20 protein-coding genes are annotated in these 23,108 nt (G+C 73.1%); 11 read left to right on the plus strand and 9 right to left on the minus strand.

The genetic code is table 11. The annotated features are described in order from the left end of the window. The first annotated feature begins 24 nt into the window (after positions 1-24). On the plus strand, positions 25-534 hold the full coding sequence (locus ACZ56B_RS13365; RefSeq protein ID WP_468789381.1) for a DUF3291 domain-containing protein: 510 nt from the start codon (positions 25-27) through the stop codon (positions 532-534). Positions 535-628: 94 nt separating this feature from the next. Here the strand turns inward: ACZ56B_RS13365 and ACZ56B_RS13370 are convergent, their stop codons facing one another. Then, on the minus strand, positions 629-1,321 hold the full coding sequence (locus tag ACZ56B_RS13370) for a Uma2 family endonuclease (protein WP_468789383.1): 693 nt from the start codon (positions 1,319-1,321) through the stop codon (positions 629-631). 35 nt (positions 1,322-1,356) lie between these two features. On the opposite strand from ACZ56B_RS13370, the gene ACZ56B_RS13375 reads away from it, so the two are divergent. From ACZ56B_RS13375 to ACZ56B_RS13390, 4 genes are all read left to right on the plus strand, one after another. Then, positions 1,357-2,295: an AurF N-oxygenase family protein gene (locus ACZ56B_RS13375; RefSeq protein WP_468789385.1), complete on the plus strand. Its 939-nt coding sequence runs from the start codon at positions 1,357-1,359 to the stop codon at positions 2,293-2,295. Between the two features lie 35 nt (positions 2,296-2,330). Beyond that, the gene (locus ACZ56B_RS13380; protein WP_468789387.1) at positions 2,331-2,984 is read left to right on the plus strand and encodes a TetR/AcrR family transcriptional regulator; all 654 of its coding nucleotides are present in this window, start codon (positions 2,331-2,333) and stop codon (positions 2,982-2,984) included. Positions 2,985-3,024: 40 nt separating this feature from the next. Further along, positions 3,025-3,339 carry a hypothetical protein gene (locus ACZ56B_RS13385; protein ID WP_468789389.1) on the plus strand — a complete coding sequence of 105 codons (315 nt, stop codon included), beginning with the start codon at positions 3,025-3,027 and terminating at the stop codon, positions 3,337-3,339. 103 nt (positions 3,340-3,442) lie between these two features. Next, the gene (locus ACZ56B_RS13390) at positions 3,443-4,615 is read left to right on the plus strand and encodes a C40 family peptidase (protein ID WP_468789391.1); all 1,173 of its coding nucleotides are present in this window, start codon (positions 3,443-3,445) and stop codon (positions 4,613-4,615) included. 48 nt (positions 4,616-4,663) lie between these two features. On the opposite strand, the gene ACZ56B_RS13395 is transcribed toward ACZ56B_RS13390, so the two are convergent. From ACZ56B_RS13395 to ACZ56B_RS13415, 5 genes are read right to left on the minus strand one after another with little or no spacing between them, the layout of a single operon-like run. After that, the gene (locus tag ACZ56B_RS13395; protein ID WP_468789393.1) at positions 4,664-5,926 is read right to left on the minus strand and encodes a styrene monooxygenase/indole monooxygenase family protein; all 1,263 of its coding nucleotides are present in this window, start codon (positions 5,924-5,926) and stop codon (positions 4,664-4,666) included. A gap of 15 nt (positions 5,927-5,941) precedes the next feature. Beyond that, positions 5,942-6,580: a GTP-binding protein gene (locus tag ACZ56B_RS13400; RefSeq protein WP_468789395.1), complete on the minus strand. Its 639-nt coding sequence runs from the start codon at positions 6,578-6,580 to the stop codon at positions 5,942-5,944. Beyond that, a complete protein-coding gene (locus ACZ56B_RS13405) occupies positions 6,561-6,989 on the minus strand; it encodes a DUF742 domain-containing protein (RefSeq protein ID WP_468789397.1) in 429 nt (142 codons plus the stop codon). The genes ACZ56B_RS13400 and ACZ56B_RS13405 overlap by 20 nt, the downstream gene beginning before the upstream one ends. Then, positions 6,986-7,489, minus strand: a complete 504-nt coding sequence (locus tag ACZ56B_RS13410; protein ID WP_468789399.1) for a roadblock/LC7 domain-containing protein — start codon at positions 7,487-7,489, stop codon at positions 6,986-6,988. Before ACZ56B_RS13410 ends, ACZ56B_RS13405 begins: the two co-directional genes overlap by 4 nt. Beyond that, entirely contained in the window at positions 7,486-10,548 is a 3,063-nt protein-coding gene (locus tag ACZ56B_RS13415; RefSeq protein ID WP_468789401.1) for a sensor histidine kinase, read from the minus strand. Before ACZ56B_RS13415 ends, ACZ56B_RS13410 begins: the two co-directional genes overlap by 4 nt. Before the next feature lie 395 nt (positions 10,549-10,943). Between ACZ56B_RS13415 and ACZ56B_RS13420 the strand changes: the two genes are divergently transcribed. After that, on the plus strand, positions 10,944-11,729 hold the full coding sequence (locus ACZ56B_RS13420) for a protein phosphatase 2C domain-containing protein (protein ID WP_468789540.1): 786 nt from the start codon (positions 10,944-10,946) through the stop codon (positions 11,727-11,729). A gap of 119 nt (positions 11,730-11,848) precedes the next feature. On the opposite strand, the gene ACZ56B_RS13425 is transcribed toward ACZ56B_RS13420, so the two are convergent. Together ACZ56B_RS13425 and ACZ56B_RS13430 are read right to left on the minus strand one after the other, a co-directional pair. Continuing rightward, positions 11,849-11,992: a hypothetical protein gene (locus tag ACZ56B_RS13425; protein ID WP_468789403.1), complete on the minus strand. Its 144-nt coding sequence runs from the start codon at positions 11,990-11,992 to the stop codon at positions 11,849-11,851. Further along, positions 11,989-12,483, minus strand: a complete 495-nt coding sequence (locus tag ACZ56B_RS13430) for a MarR family winged helix-turn-helix transcriptional regulator (RefSeq protein ID WP_468789405.1) — start codon at positions 12,481-12,483, stop codon at positions 11,989-11,991. Before ACZ56B_RS13430 ends, ACZ56B_RS13425 begins: the two co-directional genes overlap by 4 nt. 136 nt (positions 12,484-12,619) lie before the next feature. Here ACZ56B_RS13430 and ACZ56B_RS13435 point away from each other — a divergent pair, with 136 nt between their 5' ends. Beyond that, positions 12,620-13,444 (plus strand): lysozyme, encoded by an 825-nt coding sequence (locus tag ACZ56B_RS13435; RefSeq protein WP_468789406.1) that lies wholly within the window; start codon positions 12,620-12,622, stop codon positions 13,442-13,444. A gap of 107 nt (positions 13,445-13,551) precedes the next feature. Here the strand turns inward: ACZ56B_RS13435 and lon are convergent, their stop codons facing one another. Then, on the minus strand, positions 13,552-15,966 hold the full coding sequence (gene lon, locus ACZ56B_RS13440; RefSeq protein ID WP_468789408.1) for an endopeptidase La: 2,415 nt from the start codon (positions 15,964-15,966) through the stop codon (positions 13,552-13,554). A 198-nt stretch (positions 15,967-16,164) separates the two neighbouring features. Here lon and ACZ56B_RS13445 point away from each other — a divergent pair, with 198 nt between their 5' ends. From ACZ56B_RS13445 to ACZ56B_RS13460, 4 genes are all read left to right on the plus strand, one after another. Further along, a complete protein-coding gene (locus ACZ56B_RS13445; RefSeq protein WP_468789409.1) occupies positions 16,165-16,878 on the plus strand; it encodes a spermine/spermidine synthase domain-containing protein in 714 nt (237 codons plus the stop codon). Positions 16,879-17,002: 124 nt separating this feature from the next. Beyond that, positions 17,003-17,743: a response regulator transcription factor gene (locus tag ACZ56B_RS13450; protein ID WP_006134880.1), complete on the plus strand. Its 741-nt coding sequence runs from the start codon at positions 17,003-17,005 to the stop codon at positions 17,741-17,743. Beyond that, entirely contained in the window at positions 17,740-18,849 is a 1,110-nt protein-coding gene (locus tag ACZ56B_RS13455) for a HAMP domain-containing sensor histidine kinase (RefSeq protein WP_468789411.1), read from the plus strand. The genes ACZ56B_RS13450 and ACZ56B_RS13455 overlap by 4 nt, the downstream gene beginning before the upstream one ends. Positions 18,850-19,140: 291 nt before the next feature. Beyond that, a complete protein-coding gene (locus ACZ56B_RS13460; RefSeq protein ID WP_468789413.1) occupies positions 19,141-22,998 on the plus strand; it encodes a multifunctional oxoglutarate decarboxylase/oxoglutarate dehydrogenase thiamine pyrophosphate-binding subunit/dihydrolipoyllysine-residue succinyltransferase subunit in 3,858 nt (1,285 codons plus the stop codon). Positions 22,999-23,108 lie beyond the last annotated feature (110 nt).

Here is a 23,108-nt window from a genome sequence, read left to right on the forward strand (position 1 = left end):
GGCTCTCCGCCTACCGTCCGGTCCATGACCGCACCCGACGCCGCGTACGAACTCGCCCAGGTGAACATCGCCCGCCTCCGGGCTCCGCTGGACTCCCCGCAGCTGAAGGACTTCGTCGACGGCCTCGACCCGGTGAACGCGGACGCCGAGGCCGCCGACGGCTTCGTCTGGCGCCTCAAGAGCGAGGGGGGCAACGCGACGGACATCACCGCCTTCGGCGACGCGTGGCTGATCGTCAACATGTCGGTGTGGCGCGACACGAACGCCCTGACGGCCTTCATGTACCAGGGCCGCCACCGCGGGATGCTGGCGCGGCGCAGGGAGTGGTTCGAGCGTGTCGAGGAGGCCATGGTGACCCTCTGGTGGGTCCCGGCCGGCCACCGCCCCACGGTCGCGGAGGCCGAGTCCCGCCTCCTCCACCTGCGTGCCAACGGACCCACGCCGTACGCGTTCACACTGCGGACGCCCTTCCCGCCGGGGGCGTCGGTGCCGGTGGCCGGGGAGGTGCCGGAGGAGCTGGGCTGCTCGGTCTGACGGCGGCGGGCGACGCGGCGAGGCCGATGCCGACGGGAACGGCACGGCCGGCTTGAGCCGGTGGTGGAAGACACCCGGGGGACGCAGGACCCGGTCACCGGGTCCCGTTCGTGGACGTGGACCACCGGCAGTCCGTCGTTCTCCTCGACGCGCCGGTGGTGGGGGATGCCCGCGGCCGCACACCTGCCGGGCTCGGCCTCGCGGTCCCGTTCCTCCGAGCCCCGGAGACGACCTCCACGGCGAGCACGACGTCCTCCGGCCGGGACCGGGTCCGCTCCGGGCCGGCACCGGCGTCCGCCCGGACCGCCCGGGCATCGGGCTCCGGCCGGTCGCGCTCGTCGAGCTCGACGGTCATCTCACGGACGACGTCCCACCCGTCCGGCACCTGGACCGGCAGGGCGTTGCCCGGCGAGCGGATGACACGTGAGGGGAAAGCGGTCCGCGGACTCACGAAGACGGGGCTCCCGTCGATCAGCTCCGTGTGCGGAGGCAGGCGGGGAAGGCCGTCCGCCGTCCAGCCGCCCTCCGGCGGACGGGGCCACTCGTAGTCGTCGTCCAGCCCGTGGCCGCGTGCGGCGCTCGTGATCGCTCCCCCGTGCCGGCGTCCGGCTGACGCGGTCAGCGCACCCGGGGGGATTCCCGTACGGCGCTCCACGGGGAGCGCGCCGTCGACACCCCCGCCAGGTAGACCGTTCGTCAACAAGTCCCGCGCAGGGGATTGACGGCCTTGCTGACAAGCAGTCTCATAAGTGGGGTGAACCGCCGGTGACCCGGACCCCGGACGCATCCCGAGACGCCCCCGCACCACGAGGTGGAACCCCCATGACGACCCTGACGGAAGCCGACGCGCTCGACGGCCTGCGCGACGCGCTCGGCCTGCTCAAGGACCGCGAGCAGGTGGCCCAGCGACTGCTCGACTCTTCCGCCAAGCACTCCTTCGACCCGGACGAGGAACTGGACTGGGACGCCCCCTTCGAGGAGGGCAAGTGGTTCTGGCCGCCGGAGCTGGTGTCGTTGTACGACACCCCGATGTGGAAGCGGATGAGCGAGGAGCAGCGCCTCCTGCTCTCCCGGCACGAGGCCGCCGCGCTCGCCTCGCTCGGCATCTGGTTCGAGATCATCCTCATGCAGCTGCTGGTGCGGCACATCTACGACAAGTCCGCCACGAGCGCGCACGTGCGCTACGCGCTCACCGAGATCGAGGACGAGTGCCGGCACTCCAAGATGTTCGCCCGGCTGATCACCCGCGGCGGCACCCCCTGGTACCCGGTGAGCCGGGTCCACCAGCACCTCGGCCGGCTGTTCAAGACGATCTCCACCACCCCCGGCTCCTTCACCGCGACCCTGCTCGGCGAGGAGGTCCTGGACTGGATGCAGCGGCTCACCTTCCCGGACGAGCGGATCCAGCCGCTGATCCGGGGCGTCACGCGCATCCACGTCATCGAGGAGGCGCGGCACGTGCGCTACGCCCGCGAGGAGCTGCGGCGCCAGATGGTGACCGCGCCCAAGTGGTCGCAGGAGTTCACCCGGATCACCTCCGGCGAGTTCGCCCGCGTCTTCTCCGTGGCGTTCGTGAACCCGGAGGTCTACACGAACGTCGGTCTGGACCGGCGCGAGGCCGTGGCCCAGGTCAGGGCGAGCGGGCACCGGCGGGACGTGATGCAGCAGGGCTCCAAGCGGCTGACCGACTTCCTGGACGACATCGGCGTGCTGCGCGGGGTCGGCCGGAGGCTGTGGAAGTCGTCCGGACTGCTGGCCTAGGCACCGGCCGGGGGCGGGCGGTTACGCTGCGGGACATGACCCCGCAGGCTCCCACCCCCGCCTACCGGCGGCTCAGCGTCGAGGAACGCCGCAGCCAGCTGCTCGACGCCGCGCTGTCCCTCTTCGCCCGCCGCACCCCGGAAGAGGTGTCCCTGGACGACGTGGCGGAGGCGGCCGGGGTGTCACGGCCCCTGGTGTACCGGTACTTCCCGGGCGGCAAGCAGCAGCTCTACGAGGCCGCCCTGAGGTCGGCCGCCGACGAACTGCGGCACTGCTTCGACGAACCGCACGAGGGCCCGCGGCTGCCCCGGCTGTCCCGGGCCCTCGACCGCTACCTCGCCTTCGTCGACCGGCGCGGCACCGGGTTCAGCGCGCTGCTGCAGGGCGGGAGCGTCGTGGAGACCTCCCGCACGACCGCGATCGTCGACGGGGTGCGGCGGGCCGCCGTCGAGCACATCCTCAGTCATCTCGGGGTCGCCGGGCCCGGGCCCCGGCTGCGGATGACCGTCCGGATGTGGATCACGGCCGTCGAGGCGGCCTCGCTGATCTGGCTCGACGAGGACGGGCAGCCGCCGGCGGACGAACTGCGGGACTGGCTCGTGGAGCAGTTCGTGGCGGCGCTGGAGGTGACCGCGCGGCGCGACGCGCAGACCGAGGCGCTGGTCCGGGAGCTGGTGGCGGACCTCTGACCGGAGCGGACGGCGGCGGCGCATGCCCGACACTGAGGGGGTGAAGAGCGAAGACACCCCGTTCGAGGGCGGCCCCATGGACGGGCGCGTCCTGCCCGTGCTGCTGGGCATCACCGGGCACCCGCCCAAGACGTACCGCATCCCCGTCCCGGCCCCGGACGGCGGCGCGCCCACGGTGCTGGTCTACCGGCGCGTGCCCCGGGAGCGGAGCGGGCGGACCGGGCTGACGCGGGGCTGGAAGTACCTCTACGACCCCACGGGACGGGCGGGCGGCCGCCCGAGGTGGCCGTGGTCGAAGCCCGGGGCCGCGCCGGACGCCACGCCGGGGGGCAAGCCGGACGACACGCACGGGTGATCCCGTTGCGCCGGACCGCGCACACTCGGCGCGCGGGCCCGCGCGGCACGCCCGATGCTCGCGACGCGGAGCGGACGGGCCGTTCCGCGTCGGAGGTGATGGCGTGTCAGGAATGCTTCCGCGTCTGGTGTGCACGGCGGCGCTGGTGGCCGGGACCGTTCTCGCACCCGCGTCCGCGGCGGCCGTCCCCGGACCGGGCGACCCCGGGGGCCGCTCCGTGGCCGGGCTGCTGACGGACCTTCAGGCCCTGTACCGGGAGGCCGAGAAGGCCACCGAGGCCTACAACGCCACCGAGGAGCTGCTGAGGAGGCAGCGCGCCGAGACCGAACGGCTGGAGGACGCCCTCGCCCGGACCCGGCTCTCCCTGCACGACAGCCGGGGCGCGGCCGGCCGGCTGGCCCGGCAGCAGTACCAGGGCGACACCGGCCTCTCCCCGTACGTGCGGCTGCTGCTCGCACGCGATCCGCAGGCGGTGCTCGACCAGGGCCACGTGGTCGGGCGGTTGGCGCGGGAGCGGGCCCGGGCGGTGGGCCGGCTGACCGGTGACGAGCGGCGGGCCGACGGACTGGCCCGCCGGGCGCGTGCGGCCCTCGACGCCCGGCGCGCCCTCACCGAGCGGCGCGGGAGGGAGCGCGACGAGGTGCGCGAGCGGCTCCGCGAGGTCGAGGAGCTGCTCGCCTCGCTCACCCGCGAGGAGCTGGCCGCGCTGGACGAGCTGGAGCGGGCCGGGGTGGCCCGGGAGCAGGAGGAGCTGCTCGCCTCCGGCGCGCTCGGCGGCGCCCGCACGCCCACCGGGGCGGGCGAACGGGCCGTGCGGTACGCCGTGGAACAGCTCGGGAAGCCGTACGAGTGGGGTGCGGAGGGGCCGGACGCCTACGACTGCTCGGGGCTGACCTCCGAGGCGTGGGGCGCGGCCGGGAGGCCGATCCCCCGGACCAGCCAGGAGCAGTGGGCGCGGCTGGCACGCGTCCCGCTGCGGGAGCTGCGCCCGGGAGACCTCGTCGTGTACTTCCCCGAGGCCACGCACGTCGCCCTCTACCTCGGTGACGGCAGGGTGGTGCAGGCGCCCCGGCCCGGCGCGCGGATCAAGGTCTCCCCCCTCGCGGCCAACCCGGTCCTGGGCGCCGTGCGCCCCGACCCGGACGGGGAGCCCCTGCGCCGGTACGCGCCGCCCGAGCTCCCCGAGGGGGCGACGGAGGGCTCGGACGCGGGGTACGCGGGATCCGCGGCGCCCGCGGCGGGCCCCGCCGGGCGGACCGGGCCCGCGGTTCCGTAGGGCCGCCCCGCCGGGGGAGGCCGGCGGCGCGGGGCGTCGGCGGGAGGGCTACGCGCCCGTGGCGCCCGAGGCCTCCATCAGGTAGGCCTCCGTCTTCCGCGGGTCGAAGAAGAAGTTCTCGAAGTCGGCCGGGTCGTCGAAGCCGTTGGCGATGCGGTCGGCGACCGACTGGACCTGCCCGGCGGCGCCGAGGAGGTCCAGGACGTGCTCGGGGGGCGGGGCGAGCATGGCGTTCGTCCACTTGGTGACGTGCCGGGCCGTCTCCCAGTAGCGGTCGAAGGTCTGCTGCATCCACTCCTCGTCGAACGGCTTGTCGCCGTGCTCGAGGATCGAGGCGAGGTAGGAGGCGGCGCACTTGGAGGCGGAGTTGGAGCCCTGGCCGGTGATCGGGTCGTTGGCGACGACCACGTCGGCGACGCCGAGGACCGCCCCGCCGCCGGGCAGCCGGCCGACGGGGTGGCGGACCGTGGGGGCGTAGCGGCCGGCCAGGGTGCCGCCGGCGTCGGTCAGTTCGACCTTCGTGGCCCGCGCGTACTCCCAGGGGAGGAACTTCTCCATGAGCTCCAGGGTCAGGGAGAGGTGCTCCGCCGGGTCCCTGACGTCCTTGAAGACGTCCAGCGGGCCGCCGGGCACGCCCTCCCAGAACAGGATGTCGGCGCGGCCCGAGAGGGTGAGCGTCGGCATGATGAACATCTCACCGACCCCGGGGACGATGTTGCAGCGGACGGCCTCCGTGTCCGGGTGCTCCGGGCGCGGTTCCATCCCGTGGACGTAGGCCACCGCCAGGGCGCGCTGCGGCTCGCTGTACGGGGAGCGGGACGCGTCGCGGCCGAACATCTGCACGAGTTCGCCCTTGCCGGCCGAGACGAGCACGAGGTCGTACGCACGCGAGAAGTAGTCGAGGTCGCCGACCGCCGCGCCGTGGATGACCAGCTGGCCGCCGCGCTGGGCGAAGGTCTCCATCCAGCCGGCCATCTTCACCCGCTGGTCGACCGACTGCGCGAACCCCTCGAGCCTGCCCAGCCAGTTGACCGCCCGCTGCGTCGGGCCCGGGTCGTGGGAGCCGGGTGCCGCGACCGAGAGCCCCAGCCCCTGGATCTTCGGGGCCTGGGACTCCCAGAAGTTCAGCCGGAGGTCGCGCTCGTGCTGCAGGGCGGTGTGGAACATGCACTGCGTCGACATCACCCGTCCGGTGCGGATCTCGTCCGCCGTCCGGTTGGACATCAGGGTGACCTCGTACCCGTGCGACTGGAGACCGAGGGCGAGCTGGAGACCGGACTGCCCGGCTCCGACGACGAGTATCTTCCGCATACGGGGATGTCTCTCCTACTCGGGGGTTTCGTCGAGCGCGTGGCCCACCAGGGCCAGGAGGGTCTCGATCACGGAGATCCGGCGGCGCGCGTCCATGATCATGACAGGTATGTGCCGCGGGACGGTCAGCGCCTCCCGCACGTCCTCCGGCTCGAACAGCTCGCTGCCCTCGAAGTGGTTGACCGCCACGACGTACGGCAGCCCGCAGCTCTCGAAGTAGTCCAGCGCCGGCCAGCAGTCCTTCAGCCGCCGGGTGTCGGCCATGACGACCGCGCCGATCGCGCCGCGCACCAGGTCGTCCCACATGAACCAGAACCGCTGCTGACCGGGCGTGCCGAAGAGGTAGAGCACGAGGTCGTCGTCGAGCGTGAGGCGGCCGAAGTCCATGGCCACGGTGGTGGTGAGCTTGCCCGGCGTGGCGGTGAGGTCGTCGGTCTCCTCGCTCGCCTCGGTCATCAGCGCCTCGGTCTGCAGGGGCGTGATCTCCGAGACGGAGGAGACCAGGGTGGTCTTGCCGACGGCGAACCCGCCCGCCACGACTATCTTCGTGGCGACCGGTGCGCGGGTGCGGTCCGTCTGCCAGGGCTGCAACGGCTCGTCGTCCTCGACGAGCGGGGAGACGCCTCGGGCGGCGTCAGAGACGACGGAGTCCATTCAGCACCCTTTCCAGCAGCGCGCGGTCCGGGCGGCCCGTGCCGTGGCCGGTCCCCGTTCCGTAGACACGGATCTTTCCCTGGTCGGCGAGGTCGCTCAGGAGGACGCGGACCACGCCGAGCGGCATCCTCAGCAGCGCGGCGATCTCGGCCACCGTGCGCATCCGGCGGCACAGTTCGACGATGGCCCGCGCCTCCGGCATGACCGCCGACAGCCCGCCGTGCGTCAGTTCCCTGCGCTCCCCGGCGGCCTCCAGCGCGGCCGTGCTCACCGTGCTGCCGACGAACGTCTCCACGAGCAGGACGTGCCCGAAGCGGGTGCGGCCCCCGGTGAGCGAGTAGGGACGGACCCGGGCGGGTTTGCGGTCGCCGCCGCGCACCGGGAGCCGCTTCCTGGGCGCACTGCTCATCGGTGGCTCCCGGTGGGCTCGGCCTCCAGGGACTTGCGCAGCTCGCTGCGGAGTTCGGGGGTGAGGACGTGGCCGGCCCGGCCGACGAACAGGGCCATGTGGTACGCCACCACGCTCATGTCGCAGTCCGCGGAGCCGTGCACGCCGAGCAGCGAGCCGTCGCTGATCGACATCACGAACAGGCTGCCCTCGTCCATCGCGACCATCGTGTGCTTGACCGGACCGAAGTCCATCAGCTTCGAGGCGCCGACGGTGAGGCTGCCGATGCCGGAGACGACGGTGGCCAGGTCGGCGGCGGAGCCGCGCGGGCCGGTGCGGGGCTCCGCTTTCGGGCCGCGGGCCTCGAGGTTGCGGTCGTCGTCGGAGGAGAGGAGCAGCAGGCCGTCGGAGGAGACCACCGCGACCGAGAGGATGCCGGGCACCTCCTCGACGAGATTGGTCAGCAGCCAGTGCAGGTTGCGGGCCTCACTGCTCAGTCCGAAGGTACTGGGCGCGGTCAACTGCTTGCCTCCTCGACTGTGCCCCCCGTGGCTTCTTCGGTGGTGGCGGACGGGGTGTCGTGCCGGCCCGTCCGCTCCGCGATCTCCGCCTCGACGTCCCGGTAACCGGCTTCCGCCCCCCGGCGGAAGCCGCCGAGACGGCGGCGCAGCGTCTCGGCGTCCACGGAACCGGTGCGGGGCCGTGGAACCTGGGCGGGCGCGGTGATCTTCGGTGTGCGCTTGGGCAGCCCCTTGGCGGTGACCGGCTCGTCCTCCGCCGGCCCGTCGGGCACGCGCGCGTGCTCGTCGCCGGTGCCGCGGGCGGGAGCGGCCACGGGGGTGGCCTCGGGCTCGGGCCGGTCGGGGGTCGCCGGCCGGGTCTGCGGTCCGGACCGCCGCGGGGTCTCCGCGTCCGCGGGGGCGTCGGGCGCGGTCCGGGTGTCGTCGGCGGCCTCGGCGGCCGTGTGCTCGGTCTCGTCGGGGGCGGGCGCGCCCCCGGTGCCCGCGGCGCCCGCCGACGGCGCGGTCCGTGCCGCCGGGGCGTCGCCGACCGCGTCCGCCGGGGGCGGGAGCAGCAGCTCCATCGTGGTCTCGGCGGGGTGCGGGGACGGCGCCTGCGTGTCCTGCGCGTCCGCGTCCCCGGCCGGCTCCTCCGTCGCGGGTTCCGTCCCGGGGGTGCCGGCGGGCTCCGCACCGCTCTCCCCGTCGCGGTCCGCCGCGACGTCCGCGTCGCGGCTCCGCGTGCGCTCCCCCGCGGGTTCCGCGGCGTCGCCGTCCCCGGACTCCGCACCGGTCTCCTCCGGGGCGTCCGCCTCCGTGGACTCCTGGTGGCGCACGGCCTTCTCCGCGAGGGCGACCAGCGGGTCGTCGCTCTCCCGGCGGCCGGGCAGCACGTTGGAGTTGGCCTCGGCGTCGGCGCCCGGCAGGGAGAAGGTGTGGGTGCCGCCGGGGACGGGACCGGAGGCGGGGGTCGCGGCGGGCTCGGCGGAGGCGAGCAGGGCCTTGGGCAGGACCACGACCGCGGTGACACCGCCCTGCTTCTGCTTCCGCAGCTGGACCCGCATCCCGTGCCGGTGGGCGAGCCGGGCCACGACGTACAGGCCGAGGCCGAGACCGTCCTCGGTCTCCTGGTCGTAGCCGGCCGCCGGGTCGAACTCGGACAGGCGGGAGTTGAGCCGCTCCAGCCGCTCCGCGGTCATGCCGATGCCCTCGTCCCGCACGGAGAGCATGATCTCGCCGTCCTCCAGCAGCCAGCCGGAGGCCTCGACGGGCAGGTCGGGCGGGGAGAACGAGGTGGCGTTCTCCATGAGCTCGGCCAGCAGGTGGGACAGGTCGTCCGCGGCGAACCCGGCGATGTGGGCGTGCGGCGGCAGCGCGGCGATCCGGACCCGTTCGTACCGCTCGATCTCGCTGACCGCGGCCCGCACGACGTCGACGAGCGGCACGGGACCGGCCGTGTGCTGGACGTGCTCGGTGCCGGCGAGGACCAGGAGGTTCTCGCTGTGCCGGCGCATGACCGTGGCGAAGTGGTCGAGCTTGAACAGGGTGGCCAGGCGTTCCGGGTCGTCCTCGCGCTCCTCCAGGCTCTCGATCACGCCGAGCTGCCGCTCGACCAGGCCGAGGGTGCGCAGCGCCAGGTTGACGAAGGTGCCGCCGATGCCGGTGCGCAGCCGCTCCAGCTGCGCGGCGGCCTGGTCGAGCTCGGTGCGCAGTTCCTCGCGGGCGTCGGCCATCTTCTGGCGCTGGCCGACGAGGTGCTTGCGGTCGGCCTCCAGGGTGGCGATCCGTGCGGCGAGGCCGGCCGCGTGCGCGTGCAGGGCGTTGACGGAGCGGACGACCTGGGCGAACTCGTCGTTGCGGCCGGTGAAGGTGATCGGCTCCTCGGCACCGGGGTCCTCCGCCCCGGCGAGCCGGGCGGAACCCCGGCGCAGCACGGAGAGCGGGCGGGTGAGGGAGCGGGCCAGCCCGGTGGTGATGCCGATGGCGAGCAGCATCAGGGCGCCGAGGACGGCGACGCGGATCTCCAGTGCGGTGACGTCGTCGTCGCGCAGCTGGGCGAGGTCCTTGACGCGCTGGTCGAACAGCGCCGACTCCGCCCCGCGCATCATCTCGACGCGCGCGGTGAGGGCGGCCCGGAGCTTCTTGGGGTCGGTGCCGAGTTCGTCGTCGGAGAGCGTCGGCTCGTCGGTGAGCCGCGCGAGGTACTTGTCGGCGGAGTTGACCTCGGGGCCGGTGACCGTGGAGTCGTAGGAGGCGCGGGCGGCCTTGGGCGCGGTGTCGCGGAAGTCGGCGAGGGCGGCGTCGGAGCGCAGCCGGGCCTGGAGCGCGGCGGCGGTCAGCGCGTCGCGCCGCTTGGTGTCGGCCTCCGAGGAGACGGCGGAGGTGGACGGCAGGCCGGTGATCGGGTCGATGACGGTCTGCGGGGTGCTCGGCACGTTCAGCGCGGCGAGCAGCAGACCGCGGGCGGCGGCGGCCTGGTGGACGGCGGAGTCCAGCTCGGCGAGCGCGTGGGCCCCGGAACCCGCGCGGGGCGGGGTCTGCTGGGCGAGCTGCTCGGCGAGCCGGTGCAGCCGGGTGATGACGGCGGAGTACGCCTGGTGCGCCTCGAGCGCGCCGCTCTTGCCGGTGAGCCCGGCGCGGCGGACGGCCGCGACGGCGTCGAGGTCGTCCCGCAGGAGGTCCGCGGTGCCGGTGTCGGCGCGCAGTTCCTCGACCTGCCGGTCGACGCGGGCGCTGTGCTCCTCCGAGGGGGCCTTCGACCTGGGCCGGCCGGCCGCGATGTAGGAGGTGACGTCGTCACGCTCGTCGGCGAGGGAGTGGGCCAGGGCGAGGGCGTCCCGGGTCTGCTCGGCCAGCGTCACCAGGTCCTGGGAGTCCTTGAGTTCACCGGAGGCCGTCAGGACGGACGGGGTCCCGGCCCCGGCGATCGCGGCGGCCACCACCGCCACGGCCACGATGAGCCGATTGCGCACGTGAGTGGGGCGGCCCCTGCCGACGGTGGGCGTCTGCTCCGCGTCCCCCGTGGGGGTCGTCTGCTTGGCTGTGCGACGAGGCCGCGACTTCTGCACCGGTGCTCGCATTCCTGACTCGTGTACCCCTGGGTCCGGGTGACGCTCCGTCAACGGGTGTGGACGCTCGCTCCGAGCCGTGGACCGCACTCGGGCAGCGAGGCGCCCGTATCGCCCCCCGACCCTCCCAGCGCCCGTGGGCAGTGGGCGCGCATCACCTGACCCGCCACTCAAAGGAGTGAACATCGGACGCGAGTTGGGGAGCAAGTCCCGGCGCCCCGTGCGGCGGCTGCGCGCGGGACGCCGGTTGGACGTCTGCGGCGGGCGGTGGCAGGATTCGCCGCCACGCGTTCCCGGAGCACTGCATTACCTCCCAAACCCGGCGTCTGACCTGCGCGGCTGCGGTGGTCCGGCGACCGGGACCGGTCTTTCGCGGTCCGCGTGGAGGGCTCGTGCAGACTGGCCGGATGCGGATGGAACTGGTTTCGGAGCCCGGCGACCCGGGCCGCCCCAACGAGGACTTCGCGAGCGTCGCGCTTCCGGCCTCCGGGCAGGGCGGTTCGCTCGTCGTGCTGGACGGGGTCACGCCCCCGGAGGACGGGGGCGGGTGTCTGCATTCCGTTCCCTGGTTCACCGCGCGCCTCGGCGGGGCGCTGGCCGAACTGACCGTTTCGCTCCCGGATGTTCCCCTGGCCGAGCTGCTGGCACGCGCCCTCACGCGTACCGCCGGAAGCCACGCGGCAACCTGTGACCTTTCTCACCCCCGTACGCCCCAGGCCACGGTGGCGCTGGCCCGCTGGTCGCCGGACTCGGTCGAGTACCTGGTCCTGTCCGACTCGGCCCTGCTGGTCGAGTCGGACGACGGGACGGTGACCGCGCTGCTGGACGACCGGCTGGCCCGGCTGCCCCGTTCGGCCCTGGCGACGGACGCCCTGGTGGACGCCACGGTGCGCAACCGGGAGGGCGGTTTCTTCACGGCGGCGGCGGACCCCTCGGTGGCGGCCCGCGCGGTCACCGGCACCCTGCCGCGCGACGGGGTGCGCTCCCTGGCCGCCCTGACGGACGGGGCGGCCCGCTGGGTGGAGCGGTTCCACGAGGGCGACTGGGCGGGCTGCCTCGCCCTCGTCCGCAAGGAGGGGGCGCGTTGCCTGGTGGACCGCGTGCGGACGCTGGAGCGGGCGGAGGCGGGCCGGCCGGTGCCGCGGCCGGGCAAGGTCCATGACGACGCGACGGTGGTCTACGCGGAGCTTTGATCCCGGCCGCCCCGGCATCCCCGCCGGTACCGGCGGTCTCAGCGGTCCCGGCGATCTCAGCGGTACCGACGGTCACAGCGGTACCGGTGGCCCCGGTCGCCCCGGCGCCCCCGCCGGTCTCAGCGGTCCCGCCAGTCCCGGTGGTCCCGGCGGTCCCGGCGGTCCCGGCCGCCCCGGTGCTCCCGGTGCTCCCGGTGCTCCCGGTGCTCCCGGTGCTCCCGGTGCTCCCGGTGGCGGTACGCGCCCGGACCCGTCCCGGTCACTTCTCCATTCCGCGGTTCAGCCGGCGCAGCAGCCGGGCGAGTTCCGCGACCTCCTCGGGCTCCCAGTCGGCGAGGCGGCCGGCGTAGCGCGCGCGGCGGGCCGCGCGGACCCTGCTCACCCGTTCGCGCCCCTCCCCGGTGAGGGCGATCAGCCAGGCGCGGCCGTCGGCGGGGTCCGGCGCGCGGGTGACGAGCCCGAGCCGCTCCAGCGCGTGCAGCTGACGCGACATCGTCGCCTTGCCGACGCCGATGTAGGCGGCGAGTTCGGTGGCCCGCTGCGCACCGCACTCGTCCAGACGGACGAGCAGCCCGTAGGCGGACGGCTCCAGATCGGGGTGGACCTCGCGGGCCATCTCCCCCTGGTTGGCCCGGGCACGCCGCAGCAGCACCGTCAACTCCCGCTCCAGCGCGAGGAGCCCGGGCTGCTCCAGACCGCTTCCGGGCTCCGGGGCGGCGGCGCGTTCCCCGCCGCCGTTTCGGTCTTCGTGCACGTGGGCCCTGCCTCGGTCTTCCGGTCCTGAGGGTTCTCGCCGAGTGGCGACGCCGTTGCGGCTCCGCCAGTATTTCGCAGGCGTAGGCCACCGGCAGCTTCCGGACACCCCGTCAGCCATCCTTCGGAGACACGTCATGCCCGTGCACAGACCCGGCGTCACCCGTTTACACGTGTACACCGCCGTCGCGGCGGTCCTGCTCGGCCTCTTCGCCCTCCCCCGCACGGCCGCGGCGGACGAGCCCTCCCCCGGCGTCCCCCCGCGCGGCTCCGCCCACATGGGGATGGGGGTCGTCGCCCACGACGGCCGGGGCGGTCTCCCCACCCGGCGCACCGCCGGGACGGAAGGGGTGGACGTCTCCAGCCACCAGGGGAACGTCGCGTGGCAGACCCTGTGGGACAGCGGGGTGAGGTGGGCCTACGCGAAGGCCACGGAGGGGACGTACTACACCAACCCCTACCACCCCCAGCAGTACGGCGGCTCGTACGACGTCGGCATGATCCGCGGCTCCTACCACTTCGCGACCCCGGACACCTCGGGCGGCGCCGCCCAGGCCGACTACTTCGTCGACCGCGGCGGCGACTGGTCCGCGGACGGCAGGACCCTGCCGGGCGCGGTCGACCTGGAGTGGAACCCCTACGGGAACGACTGCTACGGCAAGTCGCAGAGCGCGATGGTGGAGTGGATCGGCGACTTCCTGGACCGGTACCGGGCGCGCACCGGGCGGGACGCCGTCATCTACACGTCGACCAGCTGGTGGACGCTGTGCACCGGCGACCACGCCGGCTTCGCCGCCGCCAGCCCGCTGTGGGTCGCCCGGTACGCCTCCACCGCGGGGGAGCTCCCCGCCGGCTGGGGGACCTACACGATGTGGCAGTACACCTCGACCGGGCCGACCGTCGGGGACCACAACCGCTTCAACGGCACGCTCGACCAGCTGCGGTCCCTCGCGCTGGGCTGACCGGCGGCCCCGCGCGGCCGCACGGCAAGGACGCACGGCGGAAGCGCACGGCGGAGGCCCGGGCCTCCCTCACGGGACCCGGGCCTCCCCTCCTTCCGGTCACGCCGTCACACCGCGACCGGAACCTCCGGCGCCGCGCCGCTGGCGGCCGGCGTCAGCGCCAGCTCGAGCACCTGGCGGACGTCGGTGACGGTGTGGACGTCGAGCTTGTCCAGCACCTGGGCCGGGACGTCGTCCAGGTCGGGCTCGTTGCGCTTGGGGATGACCACGGTGGTGATGCCGGCCCGGTGCGCCGCGAGCAGCTTCTGCTTCACCCCGCCGATCGGCAGCACCCGTCCGGTCAGCGAGACCTCGCCGGTCATCGCCACGTCGGTGCGGACCAGCCGGCCGGAGAGCAGCGAGGCCAGCGCGGTGGTCATGGTGATGCCGGCGCTCGGGCCGTCCTTGGGCACCGCGCCCGCCGGGAAGTGGATGTGCACGCCCCGGTCCTTCAGATCGGCCACCGGCAGCTCCAGTTCGGCGCCGTGGCTGCGCAGGAAGCTCAGCGCGATCCGCGCCGACTCCTTCATCACGTCGCCGAGCTGGCCGGTCAGCGTCAGGCCCGCCGCGCCGGTCTCCGGGTCGGCGAGGGACGCCTCCACGTAGAGGACGTCGCCGCCGGCCCCGGTCACCGCGAGCCCGGTGGCGACACCGGGGACGGAGGTGCGGCGCTCGGCCGGGTCCTGGGCGGACTCGGGCACGTGGTGCGGCCGGCCGATCAGGCCCCGCAGGTCGTCCTCGGTCACGGTGAACGGCAGCTCCCGCTCGCCCAGCTCGTGCTGGGCGGCGACCTTGCGCAGCAGCCGGGCGACGGACCGCTCCAGGTTGCGCACGCCGGCCTCGCGCGTGTACTCGCCGGCGAGCCTGCGCAGCGCGCCCTCCTCGATCGTCACCTCGTCCGCGCCGAGACCGGCGCGCTCCAGCTGACGCGGGAGCAGGTGGTCCCGGGCGATGACGACCTTCTCGTCCTCGGTGTAGCCGTCCAGGCGGACGATCTCCATCCGGTCCGCCAGCGCCTCCGGAATGGCCTCCAGGACGTTGGCGGTGGCGAGGAAGACCACGTCGGACAGGTCCAGCTCGACCTCCAGGTAGTGGTCCCGGAAGGTGTGGTTCTGCGCCGGGTCGAGCACCTCCAGCAGGGCCGCGGCCGGGTCGCCCCGGAAGTCCGCGCCCACCTTGTCGATCTCGTCGAGCAGCACCACCGGGTTCATCGACCCGGCCTCCTTGACGGCGCGGACGATCCGGCCGGGCAGCGCGCCGACGTAGGTGCGCCGGTGGCCGCGGATCTCGGCCTCGTCGCGGACGCCGCCGAGGGCGACCCGGACGAACTTCCGGCCCATCGCGTGGGCGACGGACTCGCCGAGGCTGGTCTTGCCGACGCCGGGCGGGCCGACCAGGGCGAGCACGGCGCCTCCGCGTCGGCCCCCGACCACGCCCAGCCCGCGCTCCGCGCGCCGCTTGCGCACCGCCAGGTACTCGACGATGCGCTCCTTCACGTCCTCGAGGCCGGCGTGCTCGGCGTCCAGGACGTCCTGGGCGCCCTGGATGTCGTAGGCGTCCTCGGTGCGCTCGTTCCACGGCATCTCCAGGACCGTGTCGAGCCAGGTGCGGATCCAGGAGCCCTCGGGCGACTGGTCGGAGGCCCGCTCCAGCTTGTCGACCTCCTTGAGCGCGGCCTCGCGGACCTTCTGCGGCAGGTCGGCGGCCTCGACGCGGGCGCGGTAGTCGTCGGACTCCCCGCCCTCCTGCTCACCGTTGAGCTCGCGCAGCTCCTTGCGGACGGCCTCCAGCTGACGGCGCAGCAGGAACTCGCGCTGCTGCTTGTCGACGCCCTCCTGGACGTCCTTGGCGATGGACTCGGCGACGTCCTGCTCGGCGAGGTGGTCGCGCAGCTGCTGGGTCGCGAGCCTCAGCCGGGCCACCGGGTCGGCGGTCTCCAGCAGCGCCACCTTCTGCTCGGTGGTCAGGAACGGCGAGTAGCCGGAGTTGTCGGCGAGCGCGGAGACGTCGTCGATGGCCTGGACGCGGTCGACGACCTGCCAGGCGCCGCGCTTGCGCAGCCAGGCGGTGGCGAGCGCCTTGTACTCCTTGACGAGTTCGGTCACCTGTCCCGGCAGCGGCTCGGGCACGTTCTCCTCGATCCGGGTGGCCTCCACCCACAGCGCCGCGCCCGGCCCGGTGGTCCCGGCGCCGATCCGCACCCGGCTCCGGCCGCGGATCAGGGCACCCGGATCGCCGTCGGCCAGCCTGCCGACCTGCTCGACCGTGCCGAGGACGCCGGTGCCGGCGTAGGTCCCGTCGACGCGCGGCACCAGGAGCACCCTGGGCTTGCCCGGCGCGTCCTTCGCGGCGGCCTGGGCGGCCTCCACCGCGGCGCGCACCTCCGCGTCGCTCAGGTCCAGCGGGACCACCATCCCGGGCAGCACGACCTCGTCGTCGAGCGGCAGCACGGGCAGGGCGAGCGGTGTGGACTCAGCAGCCATGATCTCCCCTTCGGCAGTCAAGTTGAGTTATGTCGACTCAATGCTCGTGAGTCCCCGAATGTTCCCAGGCCGTGTTCGCTCTGAGCGATCACCCAGCGGCGGGCGGGACGCCCTCCGCGCACCGGCGGCCCGGCGATCCGGTGATGCGGTGATCCGGGGGCCCGGCGGCCCGGGGAGAGGGCCTGCCAAGATGAACGGATGGCCACCCCGTACGACATTCCCGAACCCCCCGAAGTCCTGGACCGCCGCGAAGGCCCGTACGGCGAGGTCGCGCTGCGCCGGCACGGCGACCTGCTGCAGATCATCGCGAACGGCTGCTTCCTGATGGACACCTCCGACGGCCGCTCGGAGCGCCGGCTCGTCGACGCCGCCCTGGCCGCGCTCGACGCCGCCGACGCGGACGGGGGGCGCGACCCGCGCCCCGGCCCGCACGCCCTCATCGGCGGGCTCGGCGTCGGCTTCTCGCTCGCACACGCCGCCGCACAGCCCCGCTGGGGGCGGATCACCGTGGTGGAGCGCGAGCCGGCCGTCATCGACTGGCACCGCGAGGGCCCCCTGGCCCGGATCTCCGCCGAGGCCCTCGCCGACCCGCGCGCGGAGATCGTCGAGGCGGATCTCGTCGCCTACGTCAATGAGACGTCCGACACGTTCGACGCGCTGTGCCTCGACATCGACAACGGGCCCGACTGGACCGTCACCGAGGGCAACGACGGGCTCTACTCGCCGGCCGGACTGGCGGACTGCGCAAGGGTGTTGAGGCCCCGCGGAGTGCTCGCCGTGTGGTCGGCCAAGCCCTCCCCGGAATTCGAGGGAACCTTGCGGAATGCCGGGTTCCGGCACGTGCGTACCGAAGAGGTCCCCGTTGCCCGGGGCGTTCCGGACGTCGTGCACCTCGGCGTCCGCCCTGGATAGCAGACACGCGGTAACTCCCCGTACGCTGCTGCTCTGGCGCGGATCATCCAAGCGTCAATCGCAGTCATGCGCAGATGACGGATCACCCCACGGATTCCGGAAAAGCACACCTCAGGGGCGGGCGATGGAGCAGACACACACCTCCCACAACGGCACGGCGACGACCACCCCCGGCGCACAGCGGCGGGTCCTGGTGGTCGAGGACGACGCGACGATCGTGGACGCCATCGCGACCCGCCTGCGCGCCGAGGGATTCCTCGTGCAAACGGCCGGCGACGGCCCGTCCGCGGTCGACACGGCGGAGGCCTGGCAGCCCGATCTGCTGATCCTCGACGTCATGCTGCCGGGCTTCGACGGCCTGGAGGTCTGCCGGCGGGTGCAGGCCCAGCGGCCCGTGCCGGTGCTGATGCTCACCGCGCGCGACGACGAGACCGACATGCTGGTCGGGCTGGGCGTCGGAGCCGACGACTACATGACGAAGCCCTTCTCCATGCGGGAGCTGGCGGCCCGGGTGCACGTGCTGCTGCGCCGCATGGAGCGGGCGGCCCTCGCGGCCACGACGCCGCGCAGCGGCATCCTGCGCCTGGGCGAACTGGAGATCGACCACGCGCAGCGCCGGGTCCGGGTGCGCAGCGAGGACGTCCACCTGACGCCCACCGAGTTCGACCTGCTGGTCTGCCTGGCGAACACCCCCCGCGCGGTGCTCTCCCGCGAGCAGCTGCTGGCCGAGGTCTGGGACTGGGCCGACGCCTCCGGCACCCGCACCGTCGACAGCCACATCAAGGCGCTGCGCCGCAAGATCGGCGCCGAGCGCATCCGCACCGTGCACGGCGTGGGCTACGCCCTGGAGACGCCCACGCCATGAGCGACGGGCCGGCCCGACGCAAGAGCCCCGGGAAGCCACCCTGGGGCGGTGCGCGCCCCTTCTCGATCAAGACCAAGCTGGGCGCGCTGGTCGTCATCTCGGTGCTGATCACCACCGGACTGTCGATGATCGCGGTGCGCACCGAGACGGAGCTGCGCTTCATCACGGTCTTCTCGATGATCGCCACGCTGCTCATCACGCAGTTCGTGGCGCACTCGCTCACCGCCCCGCTGGACGACATGAACGCGGTGGCCCGGTCCATCTCGCACGGCGACTACACCCGCCGGGTGCGCGAGAACCGCCGCGACGAGCTGGGCGACCTGGCCCAGACCATCAACGCCATGGCCGACGAGCTGGAGGCCCAGGACCGTCAGCGCAAGGAGCTGGTGGCCAACGTCTCGCACGAGCTGCGCACCCCCATCGCGGGTCTGCGCGCGGTGCTGGAGAACATCGTCGACGGGGTCACCGAGGCCGACCCCGAGACGATGCGCACGGCCCTGAGGCAGACCGAGCGCCTGGGACGCCTCGTGGAGACCCTCCTCGACCTGTCCCGCCTGGACAACGGCGTCGTCCCGCTGAAGAAGCGGCGGTTCGAGGTGTGGCCGTACCTGTCCGGCGTGCTCAAGGAGGCGGGCATGGTCGCCTCCGCCCGCGCGTGCGCGGCCACCGGCTCCGGCAGCCACACGCGCACGGACGTCCACCTGCACCTCGACGTGACGCCGCCCGAGCTGACCGCGCACGCCGACCCGGAACGCATCCACCAGGTCGTCGCCAACCTCATCGACAACGCGGTCAAGCACAGCCCGCCGCACGGCCGGGTGACGGTCAGGGCGCGCCGCGGGCCGCAGCCGGGGTCGCTGGAGCTGGAGGTGCTGGACGAGGGGCCCGGCATCCCGCGGACCGAGTGGCACCGCGTCTTCGAGCGCTTCAACCGCGGCAGCGTCACCCGGCCGCACGGCCCCGGCAGCGACGGCGGCACCGGGCTCGGCCTGGCGATCGCCCGCTGGGCCGTCGACCTGCACGGCGGCCGGATCGGAGTGGCCGAATCCGAGCGGGGTTGCCGGATCCTTGTCACTCTTCCGGGAACGCCTTCCGCATCGGCTTGACGTACAGTTCGAAGCAGAGTCACAAGATCCATCCATGTCCGTGCTGATGGACACGTGTGATCAGGCACAGGCCCGCGTCCCGTGCGCGCCGGGTCACGACCGAGCGATCCCTGAAGGGGGCCGGAGCAGCGGAACCACGCTTGTTTCCCGCCATTTCCAGCGTCGAAACACCCTCCGAGATGTGACTTGCACGACGTTGAACGGGCCCGGCCTGACCTTCTCGCTCCTGGAGGCGTAGCCTTGATTCCCGCTGTCCATCATCTTGCGAAGCGGAAGAGGGCGGTTGACGCCGTGTCGCCACAGTCCCCCAGTAACTCGAGCATCTCGACCGACACCGACCAAGCGGGGAAGAACCCCGCTGCGGCCTTCGGTGCCAACGAATGGCTCGTCGACGAGATCTACCAGCAGTACCTCCAGGACCCGAACTCGGTGGACCGAGCCTGGTGGGACTTCTTCGCCGACTACAAGCCGGGCGCGCCTGCGACCTCGGCTCCGGCGGGTACCGCGGCCACGGGGGCCGCGGGGACCACCACGGCCCGGCCCACCCCTCCGGCCCAGGCCCCCGCGCCTGCGCCCGCCCCGGCCCAGGCGCCCGCCCCGGCCGCCGCGCAGTCCGCGCCCGCCGCTCCGGCCCGGCCGGCCGCCCAGGCCCCCGCCCCGCAGGCTCCGGCCCAGGCGCCCGCGAAGGCCGCCGCCCCCGCCGCGAAGCAGGCCGACGCGAAGCCCGCCGCGGCGAAGCCCGCCGCCAAGGCCAAGGCCGCGCCCGACGGCGAGGTCAAGGCCGGTCCCGAGAAGGTGACCCTGCGCGGCCCGTCCGCCGCCGTCGCGAAGAACATGGACGCCTCGCTGGAGCTGCCCACGGCCACGTCCGTGCGCGCGGTCCCGGTGAAGCTGCTGTTCGACAACCGCATCGTCATCAACAACCACCTCAAGCGGGCCCGCGGCGGGAAGATCTCCTTCACGCACATCATCGGGTACGCCATGGTCCAGGCCATCAAGGCGATGCCGTCGATGAACTGGTCCTACGCGAAGGTGGACGGCAAGCCGACCCTGGTGAAGCCGGAGCACGTCAACCTCGGCCTCGCCATCGACCTGGTCAAGCCCAACGGCGACCGCCAGCTGGTCGTCGCGGCGATCAAGAAGGCCGAGACGCTGAACTTCTTCGAGTTCTGGCAGGCCTACGAGGACATCGTCCGTCGTGCTCGCGACAACAAGCTGACGATGGACGACTTCACCGGCGTCACGGTCTCCCTGACCAACCCCGGCGGCCTCGGCACCGTCCACTCCGTGCCGCGCCTGATGCCCGGCCAGTCGGTGATCCTCGGCGTCGGCTCCATGGACTACCCGGCGGAGTTCCAGGGCACCAGCCAGGCCACCCTCAACAAGCTCGGCATCTCGAAGGTCATGACGCTCACGTCGACCTACGACCACCGGGTGATCCAGGGCGCCGCCTCCGGCGAGTTCCTGCGCGCGGTCGCGAACCTGCTGCTCGGCGAGAACGACTTCTACGACGACATCTTCGAGGCGCTGCGCATCCCCTACGAGCCGGTCCGCTGGCTCAAGGACATCGACGCCAGCCACGACGACGACGTCACCAAGGCCGCCCGCGTCTTCGACCTGATCCACTCCTACCGGGTCCGCGGCCACGTCATGGCCGACACCGACCCGCTGGAGTACAAGCAGCGCAAGCACCCCGACCTGGACATCGTCGAGCACGGCCTCACCCTGTGGGACCTGGAGCGCGAGTTCGCCGTCGGCGGCTTCGCCGGCAAGTCGATGATGAAGCTGCGCGACATCCTCGGCGTGCTGCGCGACTCGTACTGCCGCACCACCGGCATCGAGTTCATGCACATCCAGGACCCCAAGCAGCGCAAGTGGATCCAGGACCGCGTGGAGCGCTCGCACTCCAAGCCGGAGCGCGAGGAGCAGCTGCGCATCCTGCGCCGGCTGAACGCCGCGGAGGCCTTCGAGACCTTCCTGCAGACCAAGTACGTCGGCCAGAAGCGCTTCTCCCTGGAGGGCGGCGAGTCCGTCATCCCGCTGCTGGACGCGGTGCTGGACTCGGCCGCCGAGTCCCGTCTGGACGAGGTCGTCATCGGCATGGCCCACCGCGGCCGGCTGAACGTGCTCGCCAACATCGTCGGCAAGTCGTACGCGCAGATCTTCCGCGAGTTCGAGGGCAACCTCGACCCGAAGTCGATGCACGGCTCCGGCGACGTGAAGTACCACCTGGGCGCCGAGGGCACCTTCACCGGCCTGGACGGCGAGCAGATCAAGGTCTCCCTGGTCGCCAACCCCTCGCACCTGGAGGCGGTGGACCCGGTCCTGGAGGGCGTCGCCCGCGCCAAGCAGGACATCATCGGCAAGGGCGGCACGGACTTCACCGTCCTGCCGGTGGCCATCCACGGCGACGCGGCCTTCGCGGGCCAGGGCGTGGTGGCCGAGACCCTGAACATGTCGCAGCTGCGCGGCTACCGCACCGGCGGCACGGTCCACATCGTCATCAACAACCAGGTCGGCTTCACCGCGGCCCCCGAGTCCTCGCGCTCCTCCATGTACGCGACGGACGTGGCCCGCATGATCGAGGCCCCGATCTTCCACGTGAACGGCGACGACCCGGAGGCGGTCGTGCGCGTCGCGCGCCTGGCCTTCGAGTTCCGCCAGGCGTTCAACAAGGACGTGGTGATCGACCTCATCTGCTACCGCCGCCGCGGCCACAACGAGTCGGACAACCCGGCCTTCACCCAGCCGCTGATGTACGACCTGATCGACAAGAAGCGCTCGGTGCGCAAGCTCTACACCGAGTCCCTGATCGGTCGCGGCGACATCACCCTGGAAGAGGCCGAGCAGGCGCTGCAGGACTACCAGGGCCAGCTGGAGAAGGTCTTCACCGAGGTCCGCGAGGCCACCAGCCAGCCCGGCGCCGTGGAGACCTCCGACCCGCAGGCCGAGTTCCCGGTCGCCGTGAACACCGCGGTGACCACGGAGGTCGTCAAGCGGATCGCCGAGTCCCAGGTCAACATCCCCGACCACATCACCGTCCACCCGCGGCTGCTGCCGCAGCTGCAGCGCCGGGCGGCGATGGTCGAGGACGGCACCATCGACTGGGGCATGGGCGAGACCCTCGCCTTCGGCTCGCTGCTCCTGGAGGGCGTCCCGGTCCGCCTGGCGGGCCAGGACTCCCAGCGCGGCACCTTCGGCCAGCGCCACGCGGTCATCATCGACCGCAGCACCGGCGAGGAGTACACGCCGCTGCAGTACCTCTCCGAGGACCAGGCGCGGCTGAACGTCTACAACTCGCTGCTCTCCGAGTACGCGGCGATGGGCTTCGAGTACGGCTACTCGCTGGCCCGCCCCGACGCGCTCGTGCTGTGGGAGGCGCAGTTCGGCGACTTCGTCAACGGCGCGCAGACGGTCGTGGACGAGTTCATCTCGTCGGCGGAGCAGAAGTGGAACCAGACCTCCGGTGTGGTCCTGCTCCTCCCGCACGGCTACGAGGGCCAGGGCCCGGACCACTCCTCGGCCCGCCCGGAGCGGTTCCTGCAGCTCTGCGCCCAGAACAACATGACGGTCGCGATGCCCACCTCGCCGTCGAACTACTTCCACCTCCTGCGGTGGCAGGTGCACAACCCGCACCACAAGCCGCTGGTCGTCTTCACCCCGAAGTCGATGCTGCGCCTGAAGGCCGCCGCCTCGAAGGCGGAGGAGTTCACCACGGGCCAGTTCCGCCCGGTCATCGGCGACACCACGGTCGACCCGGCCGCGGTGCGGAAGGTCGTCTTCTGCTCCGGCAAGGTCTACTACGACCTGGAGGCCGAGCGCAGGAAGCGCGAGGCGACGGACACCGCGATCATCCGCATCGAGCGCCTGTACCCGCTGCCGGGTGCCGAGCTCCAGGCGGAGATCAAGAAGTACCCGAACGCCGAGAAGTACCTGTGGGCCCAGGAGGAGCCGGCGAACCAGGGTGCCTGGCCGTTCATCGCGCTCAACCTGATCGACCACCTCGACCTGGCGGTCGGCGCCGACCTCCCGCACGCCGAGCGTCTGCGGCGCATCTCGCGCCCGCACAGCTCGTCCCCGGCGGTCGGCTCCGCCAAGCGCCACCAGGCCGAGCAGGAGCAGCTGGTGCGTGAGGTGTTCGAGGCCTAGTCCCGACGCCCCCACGAGCCGTACGCGGCCGGGGGGGGGGGGGGGGGGGGGGGGGGGGGGGGGGGGGGGTTGTGTTGTTTGCCGTGTTCTTCCTTTGCTTGCCCGCGGTC

This window comes from Streptomyces sp. NPDC034670 (assembly GCF_055574875.1).

Coding starts and splice junctions, on each gene's coding strand:
- ACZ56B_RS13365 (WP_468789381.1), top strand. CDS start 25: ATGACCGCACCCGACGCCGCGTACGAACTCGCCCAGGTGAACATCGCC.
- ACZ56B_RS13370 (WP_468789383.1), bottom strand. CDS start 1,321: ATGCGTCCGGGGTCCGGGTCACCGGCGGTTCACCCCACTTATGAGACT.
- ACZ56B_RS13375 (WP_468789385.1), top strand. CDS start 1,357: ATGACGACCCTGACGGAAGCCGACGCGCTCGACGGCCTGCGCGACGCG.
- ACZ56B_RS13380 (WP_468789387.1), top strand. CDS start 2,331: ATGACCCCGCAGGCTCCCACCCCCGCCTACCGGCGGCTCAGCGTCGAG.
- ACZ56B_RS13395 (WP_468789393.1), bottom strand. CDS start 5,926: ATGCGGAAGATACTCGTCGTCGGAGCCGGGCAGTCCGGTCTCCAGCTC.
- ACZ56B_RS13400 (WP_468789395.1), bottom strand. CDS start 6,580: ATGGACTCCGTCGTCTCTGACGCCGCCCGAGGCGTCTCCCCGCTCGTC.
- ACZ56B_RS13405 (WP_468789397.1), bottom strand. CDS start 6,989: ATGAGCAGTGCGCCCAGGAAGCGGCTCCCGGTGCGCGGCGGCGACCGC.
- ACZ56B_RS13415 (WP_468789401.1), bottom strand. CDS start 10,548: ATGCGAGCACCGGTGCAGAAGTCGCGGCCTCGTCGCACAGCCAAGCAG.
- ACZ56B_RS13420 (WP_468789540.1), top strand. CDS start 10,944: ATGCGGATGGAACTGGTTTCGGAGCCCGGCGACCCGGGCCGCCCCAAC.
- ACZ56B_RS13435 (WP_468789406.1), top strand. CDS start 12,620: ATGCCCGTGCACAGACCCGGCGTCACCCGTTTACACGTGTACACCGCC.
- lon (WP_468789408.1), bottom strand. CDS start 15,966: ATGGCTGCTGAGTCCACACCGCTCGCCCTGCCCGTGCTGCCGCTCGAC.
- ACZ56B_RS13445 (WP_468789409.1), top strand. CDS start 16,165: ATGGCCACCCCGTACGACATTCCCGAACCCCCCGAAGTCCTGGACCGC.
- ACZ56B_RS13450 (WP_006134880.1), top strand. CDS start 17,003: ATGGAGCAGACACACACCTCCCACAACGGCACGGCGACGACCACCCCC.
- ACZ56B_RS13455 (WP_468789411.1), top strand. CDS start 17,740: ATGAGCGACGGGCCGGCCCGACGCAAGAGCCCCGGGAAGCCACCCTGG.